This window comes from Galbibacter sp. L-19 (assembly GCF_056857615.1).
Map to the genome: position 1 here is coordinate 180790 of NZ_JBSXNL010000055.1, position 17661 is coordinate 198450.

10 protein-coding genes are annotated in these 17661 nt (G+C 34.2%); 6 read left to right on the forward strand and 4 right to left on the reverse strand.

Annotation, left to right across the window (positions count from 1 at the left end; genetic code table 11):
• Nucleotides 1–91: 91 nt before the first annotated feature.
• Nucleotides 92–2188, reverse strand: coding sequence for a bifunctional aldolase/short-chain dehydrogenase (locus AC13CQ_RS10165; RefSeq protein ID WP_474506561.1), 2097 nt, complete (start codon nt 2186–2188; stop codon nt 92–94).
• A 177-nt stretch (nt 2189–2365) separates the two neighbouring features.
• On the opposite strand from AC13CQ_RS10165, the gene AC13CQ_RS10170 reads away from it, so the two are divergent.
• The 6 genes from AC13CQ_RS10170 to uxuA all read left to right on the forward strand — a co-directional run bounded on the left by AC13CQ_RS10170 (nt 2366) and on the right by uxuA (nt 13539).
• A complete protein-coding gene (locus AC13CQ_RS10170; protein ID WP_474506560.1) occupies nt 2366–3427 on the forward strand; it encodes a GntR family transcriptional regulator in 1062 nt (353 codons plus the stop codon).
• 76 nt (nt 3428–3503) lie between these two features.
• Nucleotides 3504–4802, forward strand: coding sequence for a rhamnogalacturonan acetylesterase (locus AC13CQ_RS10175; protein ID WP_474506559.1), 1299 nt, complete (start codon nt 3504–3506; stop codon nt 4800–4802).
• Nucleotides 4792–7656 (forward strand): glycoside hydrolase family 2 protein, encoded by a 2865-nt coding sequence (locus tag AC13CQ_RS10180; protein WP_474506558.1) that lies wholly within the window; start codon nt 4792–4794, stop codon nt 7654–7656. The genes AC13CQ_RS10175 and AC13CQ_RS10180 overlap by 11 nt, the downstream gene beginning before the upstream one ends.
• A gap of 246 nt (nt 7657–7902) precedes the next feature.
• Nucleotides 7903–9465, forward strand: a complete 1563-nt coding sequence (locus AC13CQ_RS10185; RefSeq protein WP_474506557.1) for a rhamnogalacturonan acetylesterase — start codon at nt 7903–7905, stop codon at nt 9463–9465.
• Between the two features lie 11 nt (nt 9466–9476).
• Nucleotides 9477–12335 (forward strand): glycosyl hydrolase 115 family protein, encoded by a 2859-nt coding sequence (locus AC13CQ_RS10190; protein ID WP_474506556.1) that lies wholly within the window; start codon nt 9477–9479, stop codon nt 12333–12335.
• Between the two features lie 10 nt (nt 12336–12345).
• Nucleotides 12346–13539: a mannonate dehydratase gene (uxuA, locus tag AC13CQ_RS10195; RefSeq protein ID WP_474506555.1), complete on the forward strand. Its 1194-nt coding sequence runs from the start codon at nt 12346–12348 to the stop codon at nt 13537–13539.
• On the opposite strand, the gene rhaM is transcribed toward uxuA, so the two are convergent.
• The 3 genes from rhaM to AC13CQ_RS10210 form a co-directional block, all read right to left on the reverse strand.
• Nucleotides 13536–13850, reverse strand: a complete 315-nt coding sequence (rhaM, locus tag AC13CQ_RS10200) for an L-rhamnose mutarotase (protein WP_335587789.1) — start codon at nt 13848–13850, stop codon at nt 13536–13538. The two genes, uxuA and rhaM, sit on opposite strands and share 4 nt — an antisense overlap.
• 15 nt (nt 13851–13865) lie before the next feature.
• Nucleotides 13866–15233, reverse strand: a complete 1368-nt coding sequence (locus tag AC13CQ_RS10205; protein ID WP_456865803.1) for a glycoside hydrolase family 28 protein — start codon at nt 15231–15233, stop codon at nt 13866–13868.
• 306 nt (nt 15234–15539) lie between these two features.
• Nucleotides 15540–17645: a RagB/SusD family nutrient uptake outer membrane protein gene (locus AC13CQ_RS10210; RefSeq protein WP_335587787.1), complete on the reverse strand. Its 2106-nt coding sequence runs from the start codon at nt 17643–17645 to the stop codon at nt 15540–15542.
• Between the last annotated feature and the right edge of the window lie 16 nt (nt 17646–17661).

A 17661-nucleotide genomic window follows, 5' to 3' on the forward strand; every position in this document is an offset into this window, starting at 1 on the left:
TTGTAAAACCAAAGTGAATTTAAAAATAAATCTCCATAGGTTGGTAAAAACCTATGGGAGATTTACTTAAGCTAACTAACAACTATTACATTTATCTAACAAATGCATTTGCCATTCCACCATCTACATTTATAATGTTTCCGGTAGATTTATCCAAAATAGCAACGAATGAAAATACTCCGTTAGCAATATCTTCTGGATAAATTATTTCGTTTAATAAGTTTCTTTTTGCATAATGAGCAGGAAGTTCATCTACAGAGATTCCATAGGCTTTAGCTCTTCCTTCCGCCCATTCTCCTTCCCAGATTTTGCTCCCTACAATAACACCATCTGGATTTACAGTATTTACTCGTATTTTAGCTTCTCCAAGTTCTGTTGCTAAAAGTCGAGTCATATGTTGTTGTGCGGCTTTGGCAGTTCCATAGCCAACATTATTAGGGCCAGCTACCAGTCCATTTTTACTTGCAATATTTACAATATCACCGCCGAGCCCTTGTTTCTTTAATATAGCTACTCCTTGTTGCGCCATTAAAAATTGACCTTTTACCAATATATTTTGTAGTAAATCCCAATCTTTTAATTCGGTATCTTCAAGAGATTTAGAAATGGCTAAACCAGCAGAATGAACAATAATGTCAACCCCTCCAAAGGCAAGACATGCCTTACTAAAAGCTTCTTTTATAGAATCCTCCTTAGTAACATCGCAAAGGGCAATGGCTACTTGGTCTTTTTTGTATGTTTTTTCTGCGTCTTTTAAATAGTCTTCATTAATGTCTGTAAGTACAACATTAGCACCTTCAGCAACTAATTTATCAGCAATAGATTTACCAATACCACCACCAGCGCCAGTAACAATAGCCACTTTTCTAGAAAGTGGTTGTTCAGCAGGCATCCGTTGTAGTTTTGCTTCTTCCAACAACCAATATTCAATATCAAAAGCCTCTTGTCTAGGTAAAGATGTATAGGCAGAAATGGCTTCTGCTCCTCTCATAACATTTATAGCATTTACGTAGAACTCACTTGCTACACGTGCTGTTTGTTTGTTTTTAGCAAAAGAGAACATTCCAACTCCTGGATATATAATTATAACAGGATTTGGGTCGCGCATTGCCGGACTATTATCATGCTTACACGCATTGTAATAATCGGCATATTCTTGTCGGTATTGCTCAAAAGCAGGCTGTAACTTTTTTAATATGGAATCGGTATTACTAACATCTTCCGCAGTATCCAAATTAAGTACAAGCGGTTGTATTTTAGTACGTAAGAAATGATCTGGGCATGAAGTTCCCATAGGCGCTAAACGCTCTAAATCATTACTATTTATATATTCTAGAACTACATCACTATCTGTAAAATGGCCTATCATAGGTTTTTCAGAAGAACATAGTCCTCTTAAAAGTGGCATTAATTCTGAAGCTTTTTCTTTTCTTTTTTCTGAAGGAAGACTTTTAATTTTTTCGCCTCCAAAAACACTTCCTTTTTCTTTTGTTTTCTGTTCTATATACGCAGAAGCTGTTTCAATAACTTCTAGGCTATTCATATAACATTCATAAGAAGTATCTCCCCAAGTAAAGAGTCCGTGACTACCTAAAACGATTCCTCGAATTCCAGGGTTTTCATTTAGACATTTTTCCAATTGGAGTCCTAAATCAAATCCTGGTCGCTGCCAAGGAACCCATCCCATAGTGTCACCCCAAATTTCTTTGGTAATTTTCTCACTATCTTCAGCTGCTGCAACCGCAATTAAGGCATCTGGATGTAAATGATCTATATGTTTAAATGGTAATAACCCATGCAAAGGCGTGTCAATAGATGGAGCTCTGCTATCCAAATCGTAAATACAATGGTTAAAAAGCCCCACCATTCTATCTTCGTCATCTAGACCTTTATATACATTTTTTAAGTTTCTTAGGCGGTTGGTGTATAGTCCTGCTATACCAGAACGTGTAAGGGTTCCAATATCTCCACCAGAACCTTTTATCCACATTACTTCAACATCCTCATTAGTTAAAGGATCTTTTTCGATGGTTTTACAGCTGGTATTTCCTCCGCCGTAATTAGTAATCCTAAGGTCTGCACCTAATATATTAGAGCGGTACAAGAAAAGGTCAACTTCTTTTCCTTTTAATGCATTAGCTTTTTTATCATCCCAAAGATAGTTTACGTACTTAAAGGTTTTGTCCATTTTTAATTCTAAATTGATTTTGATAAATCAAATGTAATTCTTAAATCATACCATTGTATCCTGTAGTGTACTGCATAGGGCGAAAAAAGAGTTTCTGATAAAAACGATTATATTGATAAAAATTATTTAATTTTACGCAATTAATCCTTTAAATAACCGCCGAAATCACAATAAATTATGAGTTCCTCCGTGGCACAACCTATTATAAATATAACCATTAACGAAACCTCTAGGGTTCCTAAATACAAACAGATTGTTGATTCTATAATTAACGATATTAGTAAAGGGAGACTCCAAGTGGGACAGAAAATTCCTTCAATAAATGAATTGAGTGAAGCTTGTTACTTATCTAGAGATACGGTAGAAAAAGCATATAAACAATTAAAGGAAAGAAAAGTAATTGTATCTGTAAAAGGGAAGGGGTATTATACTGCTAAAACCGATCTTATATCCAAAGCAAATATCTTTTTCATGATTAATAAGCCTAGTTCTTATAAAATGATGATCTACAATTCTTTTGTAAATGCTATCGGGGTAAATGCACATGTAAACTTATTTATTTACCATTGTGAGGAGTCATTATTTGTTAAAACACTAGAAAAACATATGGGCGCTTATGATTATTATGTAATCATGCCTCATTTTAAGTTAGACGATTTGAGTCATGTTAGCTATACCGAAATGGTATTGGATACCATCAATCAAATCCCAAAAGACAAACTTATTATAATGGATAATGCAAAACCATTTATTCAAGGAGATTATGGGTCTGTTTTTCAAGATTTTCAAGAAGACATATACAATGCTCTTAAAGAAGGATTGGATAGGTTAAAAAAATATGATAAAATATTATTAGTATATCCTACAAAATCTGTTCATCCATATCCAAAACGAATTCTTCATGGTTTTAGACAATTTTGTGTAGAATACAATTTTGATTTTGAGATTTTAGATGAAATCTATGATGATATGGAGCTTCAGAGTAAAGATATTTATATTACAATTGAAGAAATGGATTTGGTAAATTTAGTAAGACAAATCCGTAAGAAAGGACTTGTTTTGGGGTCAGATATTGGAATTATTTCATATAATGAAACTCCACTAAAAGAATTATTAGGAATAACTGTTATTAGTACAGATTTTAAGGCAATGGGAGAAACTGCTGCCTATATGGTTCTAAAAAATAAAAAGGAAAAGGTGAAGAATGTGTTTAAATACATTGAAAGAAATTCCTTATAATAGTAGCGGTCATCATAGTACAGGATGGAGGTTATATGAAGCCTTGATATATTTAGGCAAAATATAACTCCAACCAATGCACATAAAACAAATAAGATTTTTCCTTATAATCTTAATTATTTCAAATTCTACATTTGGCCAAAACGCTAGTATTAAAGAACTACACTATTATTTTGGTACAAAAGAGTCAAATAACGCTGTACCTGTTTCTCATGCTAAGGTTTTTAAAGAAAACTACGGATTTGATTTCCTGACTTCTTCTTTTGTTAAAATGAAAAAGCATTATATGCTCGCTACAGAAACGGTTTATTTCTCAATAGCAATCCCAGATGGAAATTACAAAGTAACTATTAAATTAGGAAGTGAAACCGCCTCAACAATAAATACCATAAAAGCAGAATCAAGGAGAGCTATGGTTTGTGAGGAACAAACAAATGTAGGGGAGGTTATAAGTAAAACCTTTGCTATAGATGTTAAAAATGCTAAAATAAATAATACGGAAACTGTTAATTTGAAAGACAGGGAAAGATTAGCTTTAAATTGGGATGAAAAGTTAACTCTTGAATTTGCAAAAGGAACAGCTGTTAGAGAATTAATAATTACCAAAATAGATGCTATTAAGACACTTTTTTTGGCAGGAGATTCTACGGTAACCGATCAAGATTTATCGCCTTGGGCTTCATGGGGGCAGTTTATTACACAGTATTTTAATGATGAAATTGTGGTAGCCAATTATGCGTCTTCTGGAGCTTCATTGGCTTCTTTTAAAGGAAGAAAAAGATGGGCAAAAGTTTTATCACTTATCAAAAAAGGAGATTATGTAATGATTGAATTTGGGCATAATGATGGAAAAAGAAAAGGAGAGGGAATAGGTCCGTGGCAATCGTATTCAGATTTGCTAAAAGAATATGTGAAAGGTGCAAGAGAAAAAGGTGCAACTCCAATTTTGATAACCCCAACTCAACGCCGTTGGTTTGACAAAAATGGTAAGCTAAATGACACACATGGAGACTATCCAGCTGCTATGAGAAAAGTAGCAAAAGACCTAAATGTAGCATTGATAGATCTAACAAAAATGACTACTGTGCTCTATGAAAGTTGGGGGGATGAAATCTCTAGAAATGCATTTGTACAATATCCAGCTCAAACTTTTCCAGGACAAAATAAAGCGCTTGAAGACAATACTCATTTCAATGATTTTGGTGCGAATGAGATTGCTTTATGTGTTGTTGATGGGATAGGAAAAAACACTACTGGATTAGAGAAATATTTGAAGAAAATAAGTAATTACACTCCAAATAAACCAAATAATATAAAAAACTGGACTTTCCCAATGAGTCCGAGATTTAAAGCTATCAAACCAGATGGAAACTAACAAACCAACAAGAATGAAAAGTGTTATAGTAAGATTATTAGTAGTGGTTTGCATATTGTCTATACAGATAATATGGGGACAAGAAACGGCTAAAATATATCTGTCAGGAAAAGATTTTAAGCATCCAGTAAAATGGGAGTTTATGTGTACTGATGGAGCAAATAGTAATAAATGGACTACCATAAATGTGCCTTCTCAGTGGGAATTGGAAGGCTTCGGAACGTATACCTACGGAAGATGGTATAAAGAATTAGATCAAGAAGAGCCTAGTAAAGAAGAGGGGTTTTATAAGTATGAATTTGAAGTCCCTAATCGCTATGAAAATCAACAAGTGAAGATCTTTTTTGGTGGCGCTATGACCGATACTGAGGTTAAAGTAAACGGACAAATAGCTGGGGCAATTCATCAAGGAGGTTTTTATGAGTTTAGTTATGATATTTCAGATTTGTTAAAAACAGAAGGGAAAAACCTTTTAGAGGTTCATGTAAAAAAGCATTCCGAAAACGCCTCTGTAAACAATGCAGAACGAAAAGCAGACTGGTGGCTATTCGGTGGGATATACAGACCTGTTTGGCTTGAAATTAAACCGAAATCGAATATCGAGCATATTGCAATAGATGCAAAAATGAATGGGAATATGACTCTTGATTTCAAAGGAACTAATATTCCTAAAAATGCCTTTGTTGAGGCTTCAATAAGCCTTGTAGGTGGAACCAATACTACTTCGTCATCACAAAAAATAGCTATAAATGCAGCTAATGCTTTATTAGAATTTCATTGGAATGAAATACAAATTTGGTCGCCAGAAACTCCCAATTTATACAGTTTAAAACTTCAATTAAAACAAGGGAATAAAGTCCTGCATGAAGTAAACCAGCGTTTTGGTTTTAGAACCATAGATTTCAGAAAAAAGGATGGGATTTATGTAAATGGAAAAAAAATAATAATGAAGGGAATCAATCGGCATACCATTTGGCCCGAATCTGGAAGAAGCACAGATAAAGAAATTAGCATAATGGATGTTAATTTGTTAAAAGATATGAATATGAATGCAGTTCGAGGACATTATCCTCCAGATGATCATTTTCTAGAGGTATGCGATTCTTTAGGATTGTTTGTCTTGGACGAACTAGCTGGTTGGCAAAATCCATATGATATTGAAACTGGAACAAAACTAATAGAAGAAACGGTTTCTAGAGATGTAAACCATCCTTCGGTTATTATCTGGGATCAAGGCAATGAAGGAGGATGGAGAGATGAGTTGGATTCAGTCTTTTATAAGCACGATCCGCAAAAGCGAATAGTTATTCATCCGTGGGCGGATTATAATGGTTGGGATACGCATCATTATCCTACATATTTAACAGGAGTGCATAGATTTGTAAGTGGAGAAAATGTGTTTTTTCCTACTGAATTTATGCATGGAACGTATGATAATGGTCACGGATCTGGACTAGAAGATTTCTGGAACCGATTTAAGGAGAGTCCGCTTTTTGCTGGTGGATTTATGTGGGCATTTTCAGACGAAGCTGTATTAAGAACAGATTGGAAAGGAGATAGAAAATACGATTCAAAGGGTTCTTTGGCTCCCGATGGAATTTTAGGGCCTCATAGAGAAAAAGAAGGAAGTTTCTACACCGTAAAAGATGTTTGGAGTCCTATTCAGTTTGATCCGCTACGGATTACATCTTCTTTTGATGGTGAGTTTTTTATATCCAACGAATATATTTATACAAATTTAAATAGCTGTACTTTAAGTTATGAGGTATTTTCTATAGATAAAGATGCTCTTTATTCAACTAAAAAAGCAACCTCCATAACTAATGGAAAAATTGAATTACCTTCTATAAAGCCAGGAGAGAAAAGAGGAGTAAGTATGGATATAACTTCGACTTTTTTTAAAGGAGATTGGTTGGAGGTTAAAGCCCACGATCAGCATGGGAGACTTATAAACACATGGACATGGCCTATTCATCAGCCAACATATTATACTCAAAAATTAATAAAAGTTGGAAGTGAAAAAAAGGCAGAAGTAGAAGAATTAAACAGTTCTGTGGTCTTAAAATCCAAAAATATCCGTGTTGAAATAGGAAAAGAAGATGGAATTATAAAAAGTATTTACCGCGGAAAAAAATTAGTTCCATTTAATAAAGGTCCTTACCCTATTGGAATGAAAGCAGAAGTAAAGCAGGTGGATACTAAAATGGAAGCCAATAACGCGGTTTGTATAGTACATTATACTGGAGGAATAGATCATATAAAGTGGATATTATTTCCTGACGGAAGGTTAAAAATGCAAATGCTAGCATTAAAAAATTCAGGGAGAAGTAGTGGTTTTGATGGTGCTTTTTACGAAGGAGATATTGATAAGTTTGGCATTACATTTTCGTACCCAGAAGATCAAGTAGAAGGGATGAAATGGTTTGGAAGAGGACCATACAGAGTTTGGAAAAATAGAATTAAAGGAACCAATTACGGTTTATGGGAAAAAGAGTATAATAATACAATTACTGGAGAGAGTTTTGAAAATTTAATTTATCCAGAATTTAAAGGGTATCATGCTAATTTAGTAGCTACAACGATAGCAGCAAAAGATGATACTTTTAGGGTATTTAGCGAATCTGAAAATGTATTTTTAAGATTATTCACTCCAGATGAGCCTAAATATGCTTTGAAGGGTGCCGATGCGTACCCAGATTTTCCTCCAGGAGATATTTCCTTTATGTATGAAATTCCAGCAATGAAATCTTTTAAACCAGTTTCTCAGCATGGTCCCCATAGTCAGCCTTCTAATATTCGTATAAAAAGTGGGGACGATGGAATTTCTATGAACTTATGGTTTGATTTTAGATAAATAAAATAATTAATGTCCGAGTAAAAATACAAGACCGCTTCGCTATAAGAAAAAAGAACAAAGACTAAATCTTAACTATTATAAAATATGTAGTTTAAAGAAACAATATTACAGAAAACCAACCCTCTTTTTATTCATTTTTATTAATAGAAAGGGGCTATTTTGAGGATCTCATTTAAAACTTGATATAAATGGAAGCCGATAAATTCCGTTAATTTTTATCGGACAACAATAAAATAATTACTGATGAAAAATTCAATAGCTATATTACTTTGCGTTAGCATTTTCTTTATTCAATGTAAAGAAGCAGATTCTAATTCTAAAAAACCTACGGTTTATACTGTAGGAGACTCAACCGTAAAAAATGGACAGGGCAATGGCGCCGCAGGTTTATGGGGTTGGGGAGATTTTATAAATCAGTTTTTAGATACTACAAAAGTAAAAGTTAAAAACCATGCATTAGGAGGAACTAGTAGCAGAACCTATATTCAAAAAGGTTTGTGGAAACCAGTACTAGATAGTTTGAAAAAAGGAGATTATGTATTGCTTCAATTTGGACATAACGATGATGGTCCAATTAACGATGATTTTAGAGCGCGTGGTACTATAAAAGGAATTGGGAGTGAATCTGAAGAAATAGACAATATGCTTACAGGTAAACATGAGGTTGTGCATACTTATGGATGGTACCTGAGTAAAATAATTAAAGAAGCTAAGTCAAAAGGGGCAATTCCAGTAGTAATGTCTCCTATTCCTAGAAATAAGTGGGAAGGAAAAAAAGTACCAAGAAATAATGATTCTTATGGGTTATGGGCAAAACAAGTTGCAGCTCGAGAGCATGTAACTTTTATCGACTTAAATGAACAGATGGCTCAAAAGATGGAAACCTTGGGAGAGGATAAAATTTATGGAAATTTATTTTATAAAAAAGACCACACACATACCAGCGCAAAAGGAGCAGTTTTAGCCGCTTCTATTATAACGCAAGAACTTAAAAAAACAAATAATTCCTTAAAGGATTTTGTGCTAGAAAACCCCACTATAATTCTTCCTAAAAAAACAAATATTTATTTAATAGGAGATTCTACAGTAGCAAATAATGGAATCCCTGAGGCTGTAGGATGGGGAGTAGAACTTCATAAATATTTAGACACCACTCGCGTTAATATTATTAATAAAGCTAGAGGAGGAAGGAGTAGTCGTACATTTTATAATGAAAAACTCTGGCAAGCCGTATACGATACTTTACAAAAAGGAGATTTTGTGTTGATGCAATTTGGACATAATGATGGCGGACATATAGACCAGCCAAAATATAGAGGTTCCATACAAGGGATTAGCGATTCTACAATGGTTGTTACAAAAAATGACAGCATCAAAGAAACGGTGCATACCTACGGTTGGTATATGGCTACTTTTATTAATCAAGCAAAAGAAAAAGGAGCAATTCCGATAGTATTTAGTCATATTCCAAGAAACGAATGGAAGGGCAATAGTGTGGAAAGAGCCGATAAAACTTATGGCTTATGGGCTAAACAAATAGCTCAAAAAAACAATGCAGCGTTTATTGATTTAAATGATAGTATTTCTGTAGCTTACGAGAAAATAGGAGCTAAGAAAATTAAACAATTTTTCCCGAAAGATCATACACATACCAATGCAGATGGGGCTTCTTTTAATGCATCGATAGTGGTAATATGTTTAAAGGCTGATAAAAGTCTTGGTTTAAGAGATTTGGTATTGAGTCAAAAAGAAATAGATAGGCTCTCTCAGATTGCTCTAAATACTTCAATTGAAAATAAAAAATAACAATATTTCGTATGGTAAAGTTTTGGTTGGGTATAATTATTTTGTTGATTTCTTTTAAAGGAAGTACACAAACTATAGAAAGAGATATTGTTTTTGACATTTATACTCAAGGTAAATTAACCGCTGTTTTTTATGATGCTGATGGAAATTCTTTAGATTCTATTTCGGCAAACTTACTAGCTGATGATATTGCTCGGGTAACAGGACACAGACCTACTGTTAAGCCAGAAAAAAAGGAAATACACGAATCTGCTATTTTAATTGGAAGTGTAACTTCTAATTTTATTAAAAAAAATCTTCAGGATTCTCCAAAGACAGAATTTTTAGCACAAAAGGAAAGTTATTTATTACAAGCTTCGAAAGATAAAAAACAATTAATTATTGCAGGTACCGATGCAAGGGGAACAGCTTATGGAGTGTTTTCCATTTCAAAAAAACTGGGTGTAAATCCGTGGTATTGGTGGGCAGATGTTCCTGTTGAAAAAAAGGAAGAATTAAAAATAAATGTACAAACATTTTATTCCAAAGAGCCTTCTGTAAGCTATAGAGGAATATTTTTAAACGATGAAGATTGGGGGTTACAGCCTTGGGCTGCTAATAACTTTGAGACAGAAACTAAAGATATTGGTCCTAAAACATACGAGCAGATTTTTGAGCTTTTATTGCGTTTAAATGCCAATACAATTTGGCCAGCAATGCACCCGAGCACCAAAGCATTTTTTTATTATCCAAGGAATCCAGAAATAGCAAAAAAATACCATATTGTTGTTGGAAGCTCCCATGCTGAACCAATGTTGAGAAATAATGTAGACGAATGGGACAAAGAAAAAATGGGGAGTTTTAACTATAAAACCAATAAGGAAAACGTTTACAATTATTGGGAAACTCGTGTTAAAGAAGCTGAAAAAATGGATGCTATTTATACCATTGGAATGCGTGGCGTTCACGACAGTGGTATGGAGGGTGTAAGTAGTAAAGAAGAAGCGGTGGCTGTTCTAAATGATGTTATTAACGACCAACGATTTTTAATAAAAAAGTACATCAATAAAGAAGTTTCTGCCGTTCCACAGGCATTTACCGTTTACAAGGAAGTTTTGGATTTGTATAAAAACGGACTTGAAATTCCAGACGACATTACTTTGGTTTGGACAGACGATAATTATGGGTACATCCGTTCTTTAAGTAATGCAGAAGAGCGCAAACGAACTGGTGGAGGAGGGGTTTATTACCATGCTTCTTATTGGGGACGCCCGCATGATTATCTATGGCTAAGCACCACTCATCCATCTTTGATAAGAGAAGAGATGATGAAAGCTTATAATTTAAACAACAAAGAAATATGGATTTTAAATGTAGGCGATATAAAACCTGCTGAATATAATACCCAGTTGTTTTTGGACATGGCATACAATGCTGAAAAATTTCGGGATCCGAGCTATGTAGAAGAGCATCAACAAGAGTTTTATGCTACAATTTTTGGAGCTGACTTAGCAAAAAGTATTGGTGAGGTACAAAATAGGTATTACAAATTGGCTTTTGAACGAAAACCAGAATTTATGGGGTGGAGTCAAACCGAACCTACCACATCCATATATCAAACCGCCTATAAGACTTTGAGTTATGGAGATGAGGTTCAACAGCGGATTAATGCCTATGGGGATATTGAAGAAAAAGTAGATTTAATAGAGGGAAAACTACCAGAAAATTTAAAAAGCACTTATTTTCAATTAGTTAAGTATCCTGTAAAAGCTTCCGCCGCAATAAATAAAAAGTTTCTGTATCGAGATAAGTCGCTTACCTATGCTAAACAGTTTAGGAAAAGTGCTCATAAATACAAAGATTTGTCTTACAATTCTTATAAAGACATTGTAGAATTGACAAAAACATATAATCAAATTTCTAATGGGAAATGGAATGGAATAATGGATATGAAGCCTAGACGATTACCTGTTTTTGATAAACCTGAAATAGATTTGTCGGATGTATATTACAAGCAACTTGCAGGGATTGTGGTGGAAGATACGCTAACAACAGAAACTGGAATTGATAAGCTTCCAACTTTTTATGTAAACAATTTTGCTTCATATTTTATAGATATCTATCTTAAAGCAGCCAATAATGCTCAATGGAAATTTGAGTCGTTACCAGAATGGGTTAAAGTTTCAAAATCTTCAGGAAAATTAAATGAAGACGATTTAGAAGAAAGAGTATATGTTACAATTGACTGGAAAGCATGGAGAACTGCTGGAAAACCACTTTCAGAAATTATTAAAATTGAAATGAATGGAAGGGAGAAAAAGATTCAAATAAATGTTTCAAACAAGTATGCTTCTATTCCAGAAGATAGTTTTACTGAAAAAAATGGGGTAGCTATGGTATATGCTCATAGTTATTTAAAAAATAAAGCTTCAGAAAAAATTAAGTGGAATAAAATAGAAGGATTGGGGCATTCAGGAGCCGTAATGCAAGCGGAGTCTTTTGAAAACCTTCCAATATTAAATTATAAAGAGGCTTCCGTTTTAGAATATGAATTTTATACCGAGACTGTAACAGATAAAGCAACATTGTTAATTACAGCGTTGCCAACTCACCCTTTAACGACTAATGGAGATGTAAGAATAGCTGTACAATGGAATGATGATCCTATTGAAATTATAGATTTTAAAACGAAAGGCAGGAGTGAAACTTGGAAGCAAAATGTATTGAGTAACAAAGCAATTAAGGAAGTTGAGGTAGCTATTAAAGCTTTTGGGAAACAAACGCTAAAGATTTATAGTGTTGATGCTGGGGTTTGTTTAGATTATTTTATCTTGAAAACAAATACTAATACAGTACCGTATAAATTAATGTCCGAAACAAAAAATAACTAACAAATACTGCATGATATTTCAAGAAAGTTGGCGATGGTTTGGTCCAGAAGACTCGGTGAGTTTAGCAACTATTAAACAGGCAGGGGCAGTTGGAGTAGTAACTGCATTGCATCAAATTCCGGTAGGAGAGGTTTGGAGTGTAGCTGCTATTCAAGAACGAAAAAAAATAATAGAACAAGGTGTAAAAGAACAAAATGGACTGCTTTGGAATGTGGTGGAAAGTTTGCCAATACACGAACATATAAAGCAAGGAAAGAGCGATAGAAATGTTTATATAGAAAATTACAAGCAGAGTATTAAGAATTTGGCTTCGTGTGGAATTCGTTGTATTTGTTATAATTTTATGCCTATTTTAGATTGGCTACGCACCGATGTTAATTACTCATTACCAGATGGTAGCTCCACCTTACTCTATAATATGCGGGATGTAGCCTTGTTTGATATGTATGTGCTTAAAAGAGAAAATGCAAGGGGTTTTTATTCGGAAGAATTATTAAAGGAGGTAGATACGTATTATAATGAAATTTCTAAAGAAGATCTGGAAGTAATAAAATCAAGTTTGCTATTGGCGCTTCCTGGAGATAGTAATAATTTTACTTTAGAGCGATTAAAAGAAGGAATACAGGCTTATAAAGATATAAATAGAGAAAAGTTAAGAGAGAATTTAATTTATTTTTTAAATGAAGTTATTCCTGTTGCTGAAGCCGAAGAAGTTACCCTTGCAATTCATCCAGACGATCCGCCATGGTCTGTATTTGGCTTACCACGCATTGTTAGTAGTATAGAAGATCTAGACTATATTTTTTCTAGCGTACCATCTTTATACAATGGATTAACTTTTTGTAGTGGTAGTTTAGGAGCGTCAGAAAAGAATGATTTGCCAAAAATTATTGAAACTTTTTATGAGCGGATTCATTTTGTGCATTTAAGATCGGTGCATCGAACAGCACCTTTTTATTTCCATGAAGCAGCTCATTTAGAAGGAAGCGTAAATATGTTTAGACTAGTAAAAACATTTTATGAATGTGGAAAGAAGAAACCAGAAAAGAAATTACCAATGCGACCCGATCATGGTTATAAAATGCTGGACGATTTAAACAAAAACACATCTTATCCAGGTTATTCAGCTATAGGTAGATTAAAAGGTTTAGCAGAAATACGAGGTTTAGAAATGGCTATTGTAAAGAGCGGTGAGCTCTCTTAATCCATATGAAACATTTCTAACAATGAATTTTCAACAGGAGAATTGTCGGGGTTAGTTTCCATAATATCTGCCATATAACTCCACCATTTTTTTACTAAAGGATGATTGGGAATTTCCGATGGATTAAAGTCGTTTGTCAATTCCTGAACTGCAAACAGGGTTAAAGTAGTTTCATCTAAGAATATGGAATAGTTAGAAATACCTTTTTCAGAAAGTAATGCTTTAAGTTCTGGCCATATCTCATCATGTCTCTTTTTATATTCATTTATATAGCCAGGTTTTAGCTTCATGGTAAATGCGTTTCTATACATAGGTAAATTTTTTGGTTAATTTTGATTGAAATTATTAACATTCTCATGGATGTTTTTTTCCGTTCTAATGCTATCGGCAGTTACTTCTTTTAGATGGATACTTTCAATAGGCATTTCTTGTTGTCCTAAAATTCTAGATACAAATTCTACATTTTTTGCATGAATTTTATTCATATAAATATCTTTAATAGGAGTAAGCTTGCGTTCATAGGTGGGAACAAGATCTCGCCATTGGTAAAGCACATCAGTTTCAATCCCTAGAATTCCAGCATTTATTTTTCCTGCCTGAATGCTATCCATATAAATATTTTTTACATATCCTCCGCGACGTTCATTGGTTTTTATGAAAAGTAGATGATTGAGTTTTGCATTTTCAGCAACTTCACAATTAGACATATAAATGTTTTCAATCCCTCCAGAAAGCTCACTGCCAATGGCGAGTAATTGGTGTCCGTTGATGATTTTACAATTCTTGATTATTATATTTTTTGAAGGAGTATTTAATCGCCAAGCATCTTGATTTCTACCAGATTTTACAGCAATGGCATCATCACCTTGATCAAAAACACAATCTTCAATAATTATATTCTGACTCATCTCTGGGTCTACACCATCATTATTATGCCCGTGAGCAAATACCTTTACATTTTTTATGGTAACGTTTTTAGATAGGTAGGGATGAATAACCCAAAAAGGACTGTGCGTAATGGTAATGCTATCCATTAAAATATTTTCGGAACGGTTGAATTGGATAAATTGTGGTCGGAAATCAGAAGAATCGCTTACCATTTGACGTTCTTCAACAGGAATATCTTTTGCTGCAAGATTATAAAGACGTTTTAAACTATTCATGTGTCCTGGAGGTCTATCAAACCAATCCCTCCAAGTATCCATTTTTGCTTTTAACTCACCTTGTCCAGTAATGGCTATATTTTTACATTCGTACGCATAAATAAGTGGAGAGTAGTTGTAACATTCCAAACCTTCCCAAGTAGTATGAACTGGAGGTAAATAATCTTGTGGATTGTCTGAAAAAAGTAAGACAGCTCCTTTTTCTAAATAAAGATTTATATTACTTTTTAAATGAATTTTTCCTGTAAGCCATTCTCCTTTTGGGATAATAACTTTCCCGCCACCATTTTGATTTGCTTCTTCAATAGCTAGTTTAATAGCTTTAGTAGTTGCTTCTTGATTTCCTTTAATAGCTCCAAAATCTGCAATGGAATATTCTTCACTATTACTAAAATCTGGCACTTTTATGGAAACTTTTCCAAAAGGAGCAGTTATATGAGATGTTTGGACTGCTATTTCTTTTTTTTGTTGTTTACATGAAAACAGAAAACAAGTAAATAGGAATCCAACAAGTAAATATTTATTCATCATATTCTTAGAGTTTAATAGGGAACTAGATAAAAGTAGTGTTTGCTTTACCTTAAATTATCCTGTACTTACCTGAAGGTTGAGTTAAATAAAAAAACGCTTCGCCTTATTATAGACGAAGCGTTTAATACATGACGCTAGCATGTATGAAGAACAAAGTTTACTCGATAATCGAGATTTAAATCCCTCATTGAGGGTTTTATTCCCTGACGTTCTACGTCGAAATGGATTAAAGTATTTTTCCTTTGACTATCTCGCGGACTTGCCACGAGGTAGTTGATAAGGTATTATCTTTGCATAATTTTTTTATTAGTTACCATATCCTGGATTTTGCCAAATGGCCTTATCAGAAGGAGATAGGTTTGAGCCATCTTCATTGAGCAATCCATCAATAAAAGATTGAGGAATTGGTCGTAGTTCATGTTTGTTTTCAGTAATAGCTGCGGCAGCTTCTGGATTAAAAGCTCTAGCTCTTTTAACAAGAGTTCCTGTTCTAGAAAGAGTTTCCCATCTTTGCCATTCTCCTAATAATTCACGAGTACGTTCATTTAAAATAAAATGCAACGCTCTTTCATAATTGCTAGAAGCTCCTACTTTTGTTAATATTTTTTCATCTTCTGGAGGTAAATTGCTAGGAAAAGAACTAAGCTCTAAATTAGAAGGGTCTGTAGTTACATCAACATCTGGATTAGACAAATAATAAGTATTCATATTAAGATTTGAATTGATGTAATTTTCTGCGGCAGTACCCGTATTTAGGTTGTTATTTTCAAAAGCCATTCCTCCATCGGTATAATAAGATCTGTTTTCTCCAGCTTTCCATTCCGCTCTTCTTCTAACCTCATTAATATCATTCATAGCATTTCCATATTGATTTAATCTAACATAGCATTCTGCTCTAACAAGATAAGTTTCTGCAAGTCTTGCCATAGTAACGTCTCTATGTGCGTCTCCTTTTTCAGCAAAACGAGACCCATCGTCTGTTTTGTTAATTCCTGCAAAGAAGTTACAAATAGGCTGATTTTTAAAGTTAGGAGCTACATATTCTCCATTTTGATACAACACTAAAGAATTTGGAACCCATTGTCCAGTTTCATTTGTAAGGCCACCAGAGGTTGGTGTTTGGCGTTCTCCAATATTCCATTCTGCAAGTCTTCCTTCTGTATCTGTCCAATCTGGATTTTGAACAAAGGCACCAAAAGTATATCCATCATAGGTATTATCTTCTTCGGTATTAAGAATCATTACAATTCCAGGATCTCCAGGTTCAACATCATATCCTTCATCTGCAATATTATTTGCTCCATAAACGGTTTTAAAAGTTTTCCACATACGAGCATCGTTTACATGGTCAAAAACAGCATAACTGTATTCTGTAGGTCTACAACGTTGAAAGTCCATTCCACCAATCCATACACCACGGCGTACCCATCCTCCAGAAAAACTAGAGAATTGCGGATTAAAGTAGTTGTATGTTCTATTTCCAAAGCGTCCGCTAGTTGCTCCATCGGCATTGTATCCTGCAGCCATTAAGATTTCGTCTAATTGCTCAATTTCACAGTCTATTCCTGTCCAATTAGCATATAAATCGTTATAATCTGGAGTAAGAGGTCCACGTGCATTAATAGCATAAGAAGCTACATCTACAGCTTCGTTTAAGTCTGCATCAATGTAGGAACTATTCCAATCTTCATTACGCTCAGAAGCTCTAAATAAAAGGGCTTTCGCTAAAAAGTGTGCTGCTGTGGCTTTGGTCCAAGTAATCCCTTTTCCGTAGGTAAAAACTTCTCCTTCAAATAAATCATATGCATTTCTAAAATCTGAAATAATCTGTTCCCAGCATTGTTCCGCAGTAGGTCTTTCAAAATTTCTAACAATTCCATCTGCGGGCTCGGTTTGTAATACTACACTTCCGTATTGAGCGGTAAGTCTGTAGTAATTATAACCTCTTAAGAAATAAGCGTGTGCAAGGCAACGATTACGTACAGATTCGTCTTCAACAACTTCAGGAGCTTTTGCAATAATGGTATTAGCAGAAGCAATTCCGTAATACAATTGATCCCAAAGGTTGGCTGGAGAAGTAGCATTCCCGTTAGCAGCTCCAGTTTCTGGTGTTGCTCCAAGTGGTCCTAATCTATTATCGTATGTGTTCCACATTTCGTTGGTTAAATCGTTGGCATTGGTAAACTCATCTGTACCATAGAGTGTTGTACCATAAGCCCATTCATATCCAAAATGCCATCTTATATTACCATAAAGAGAGCGTGTAAGTTCTTCTATACCTTCAGGAGTATCAAAATAATCCGTAGAGTATTGAGTTGTCAATTCTTCATCTAGGAAATCTTTATTACAAGAAGTCAATGAAAGTCCTAATATGATGAAAAGGCAAATTCCTATGTTTTTTATAGTAGTCATAATCTTATTTTTTATA

Coding starts and splice junctions, on each gene's coding strand:
- AC13CQ_RS10165 (WP_474506561.1), bottom strand. CDS start 2,188: ATGGACAAAACCTTTAAGTACGTAAACTATCTTTGGGATGATAAAAAA.
- AC13CQ_RS10170 (WP_474506560.1), top strand. CDS start 2,366: ATGAGTTCCTCCGTGGCACAACCTATTATAAATATAACCATTAACGAA.
- rhaM (WP_335587789.1), bottom strand. CDS start 13,850: ATGTATAGAAACGCATTTACCATGAAGCTAAAACCTGGCTATATAAAT.
- AC13CQ_RS10210 (WP_335587787.1), bottom strand. CDS start 17,645: ATGACTACTATAAAAAACATAGGAATTTGCCTTTTCATCATATTAGGA.
- AC13CQ_RS10205 (WP_456865803.1), bottom strand. CDS start 15,233: ATGATGAATAAATATTTACTTGTTGGATTCCTATTTACTTGTTTTCTG.
- AC13CQ_RS10190 (WP_474506556.1), top strand. CDS start 9,477: ATGGTAAAGTTTTGGTTGGGTATAATTATTTTGTTGATTTCTTTTAAA.
- AC13CQ_RS10185 (WP_474506557.1), top strand. CDS start 7,903: ATGAAAAATTCAATAGCTATATTACTTTGCGTTAGCATTTTCTTTATT.
- uxuA (WP_474506555.1), top strand. CDS start 12,346: ATGATATTTCAAGAAAGTTGGCGATGGTTTGGTCCAGAAGACTCGGTG.
- AC13CQ_RS10180 (WP_474506558.1), top strand. CDS start 4,792: ATGGAAACTAACAAACCAACAAGAATGAAAAGTGTTATAGTAAGATTA.
- AC13CQ_RS10175 (WP_474506559.1), top strand. CDS start 3,504: ATGCACATAAAACAAATAAGATTTTTCCTTATAATCTTAATTATTTCA.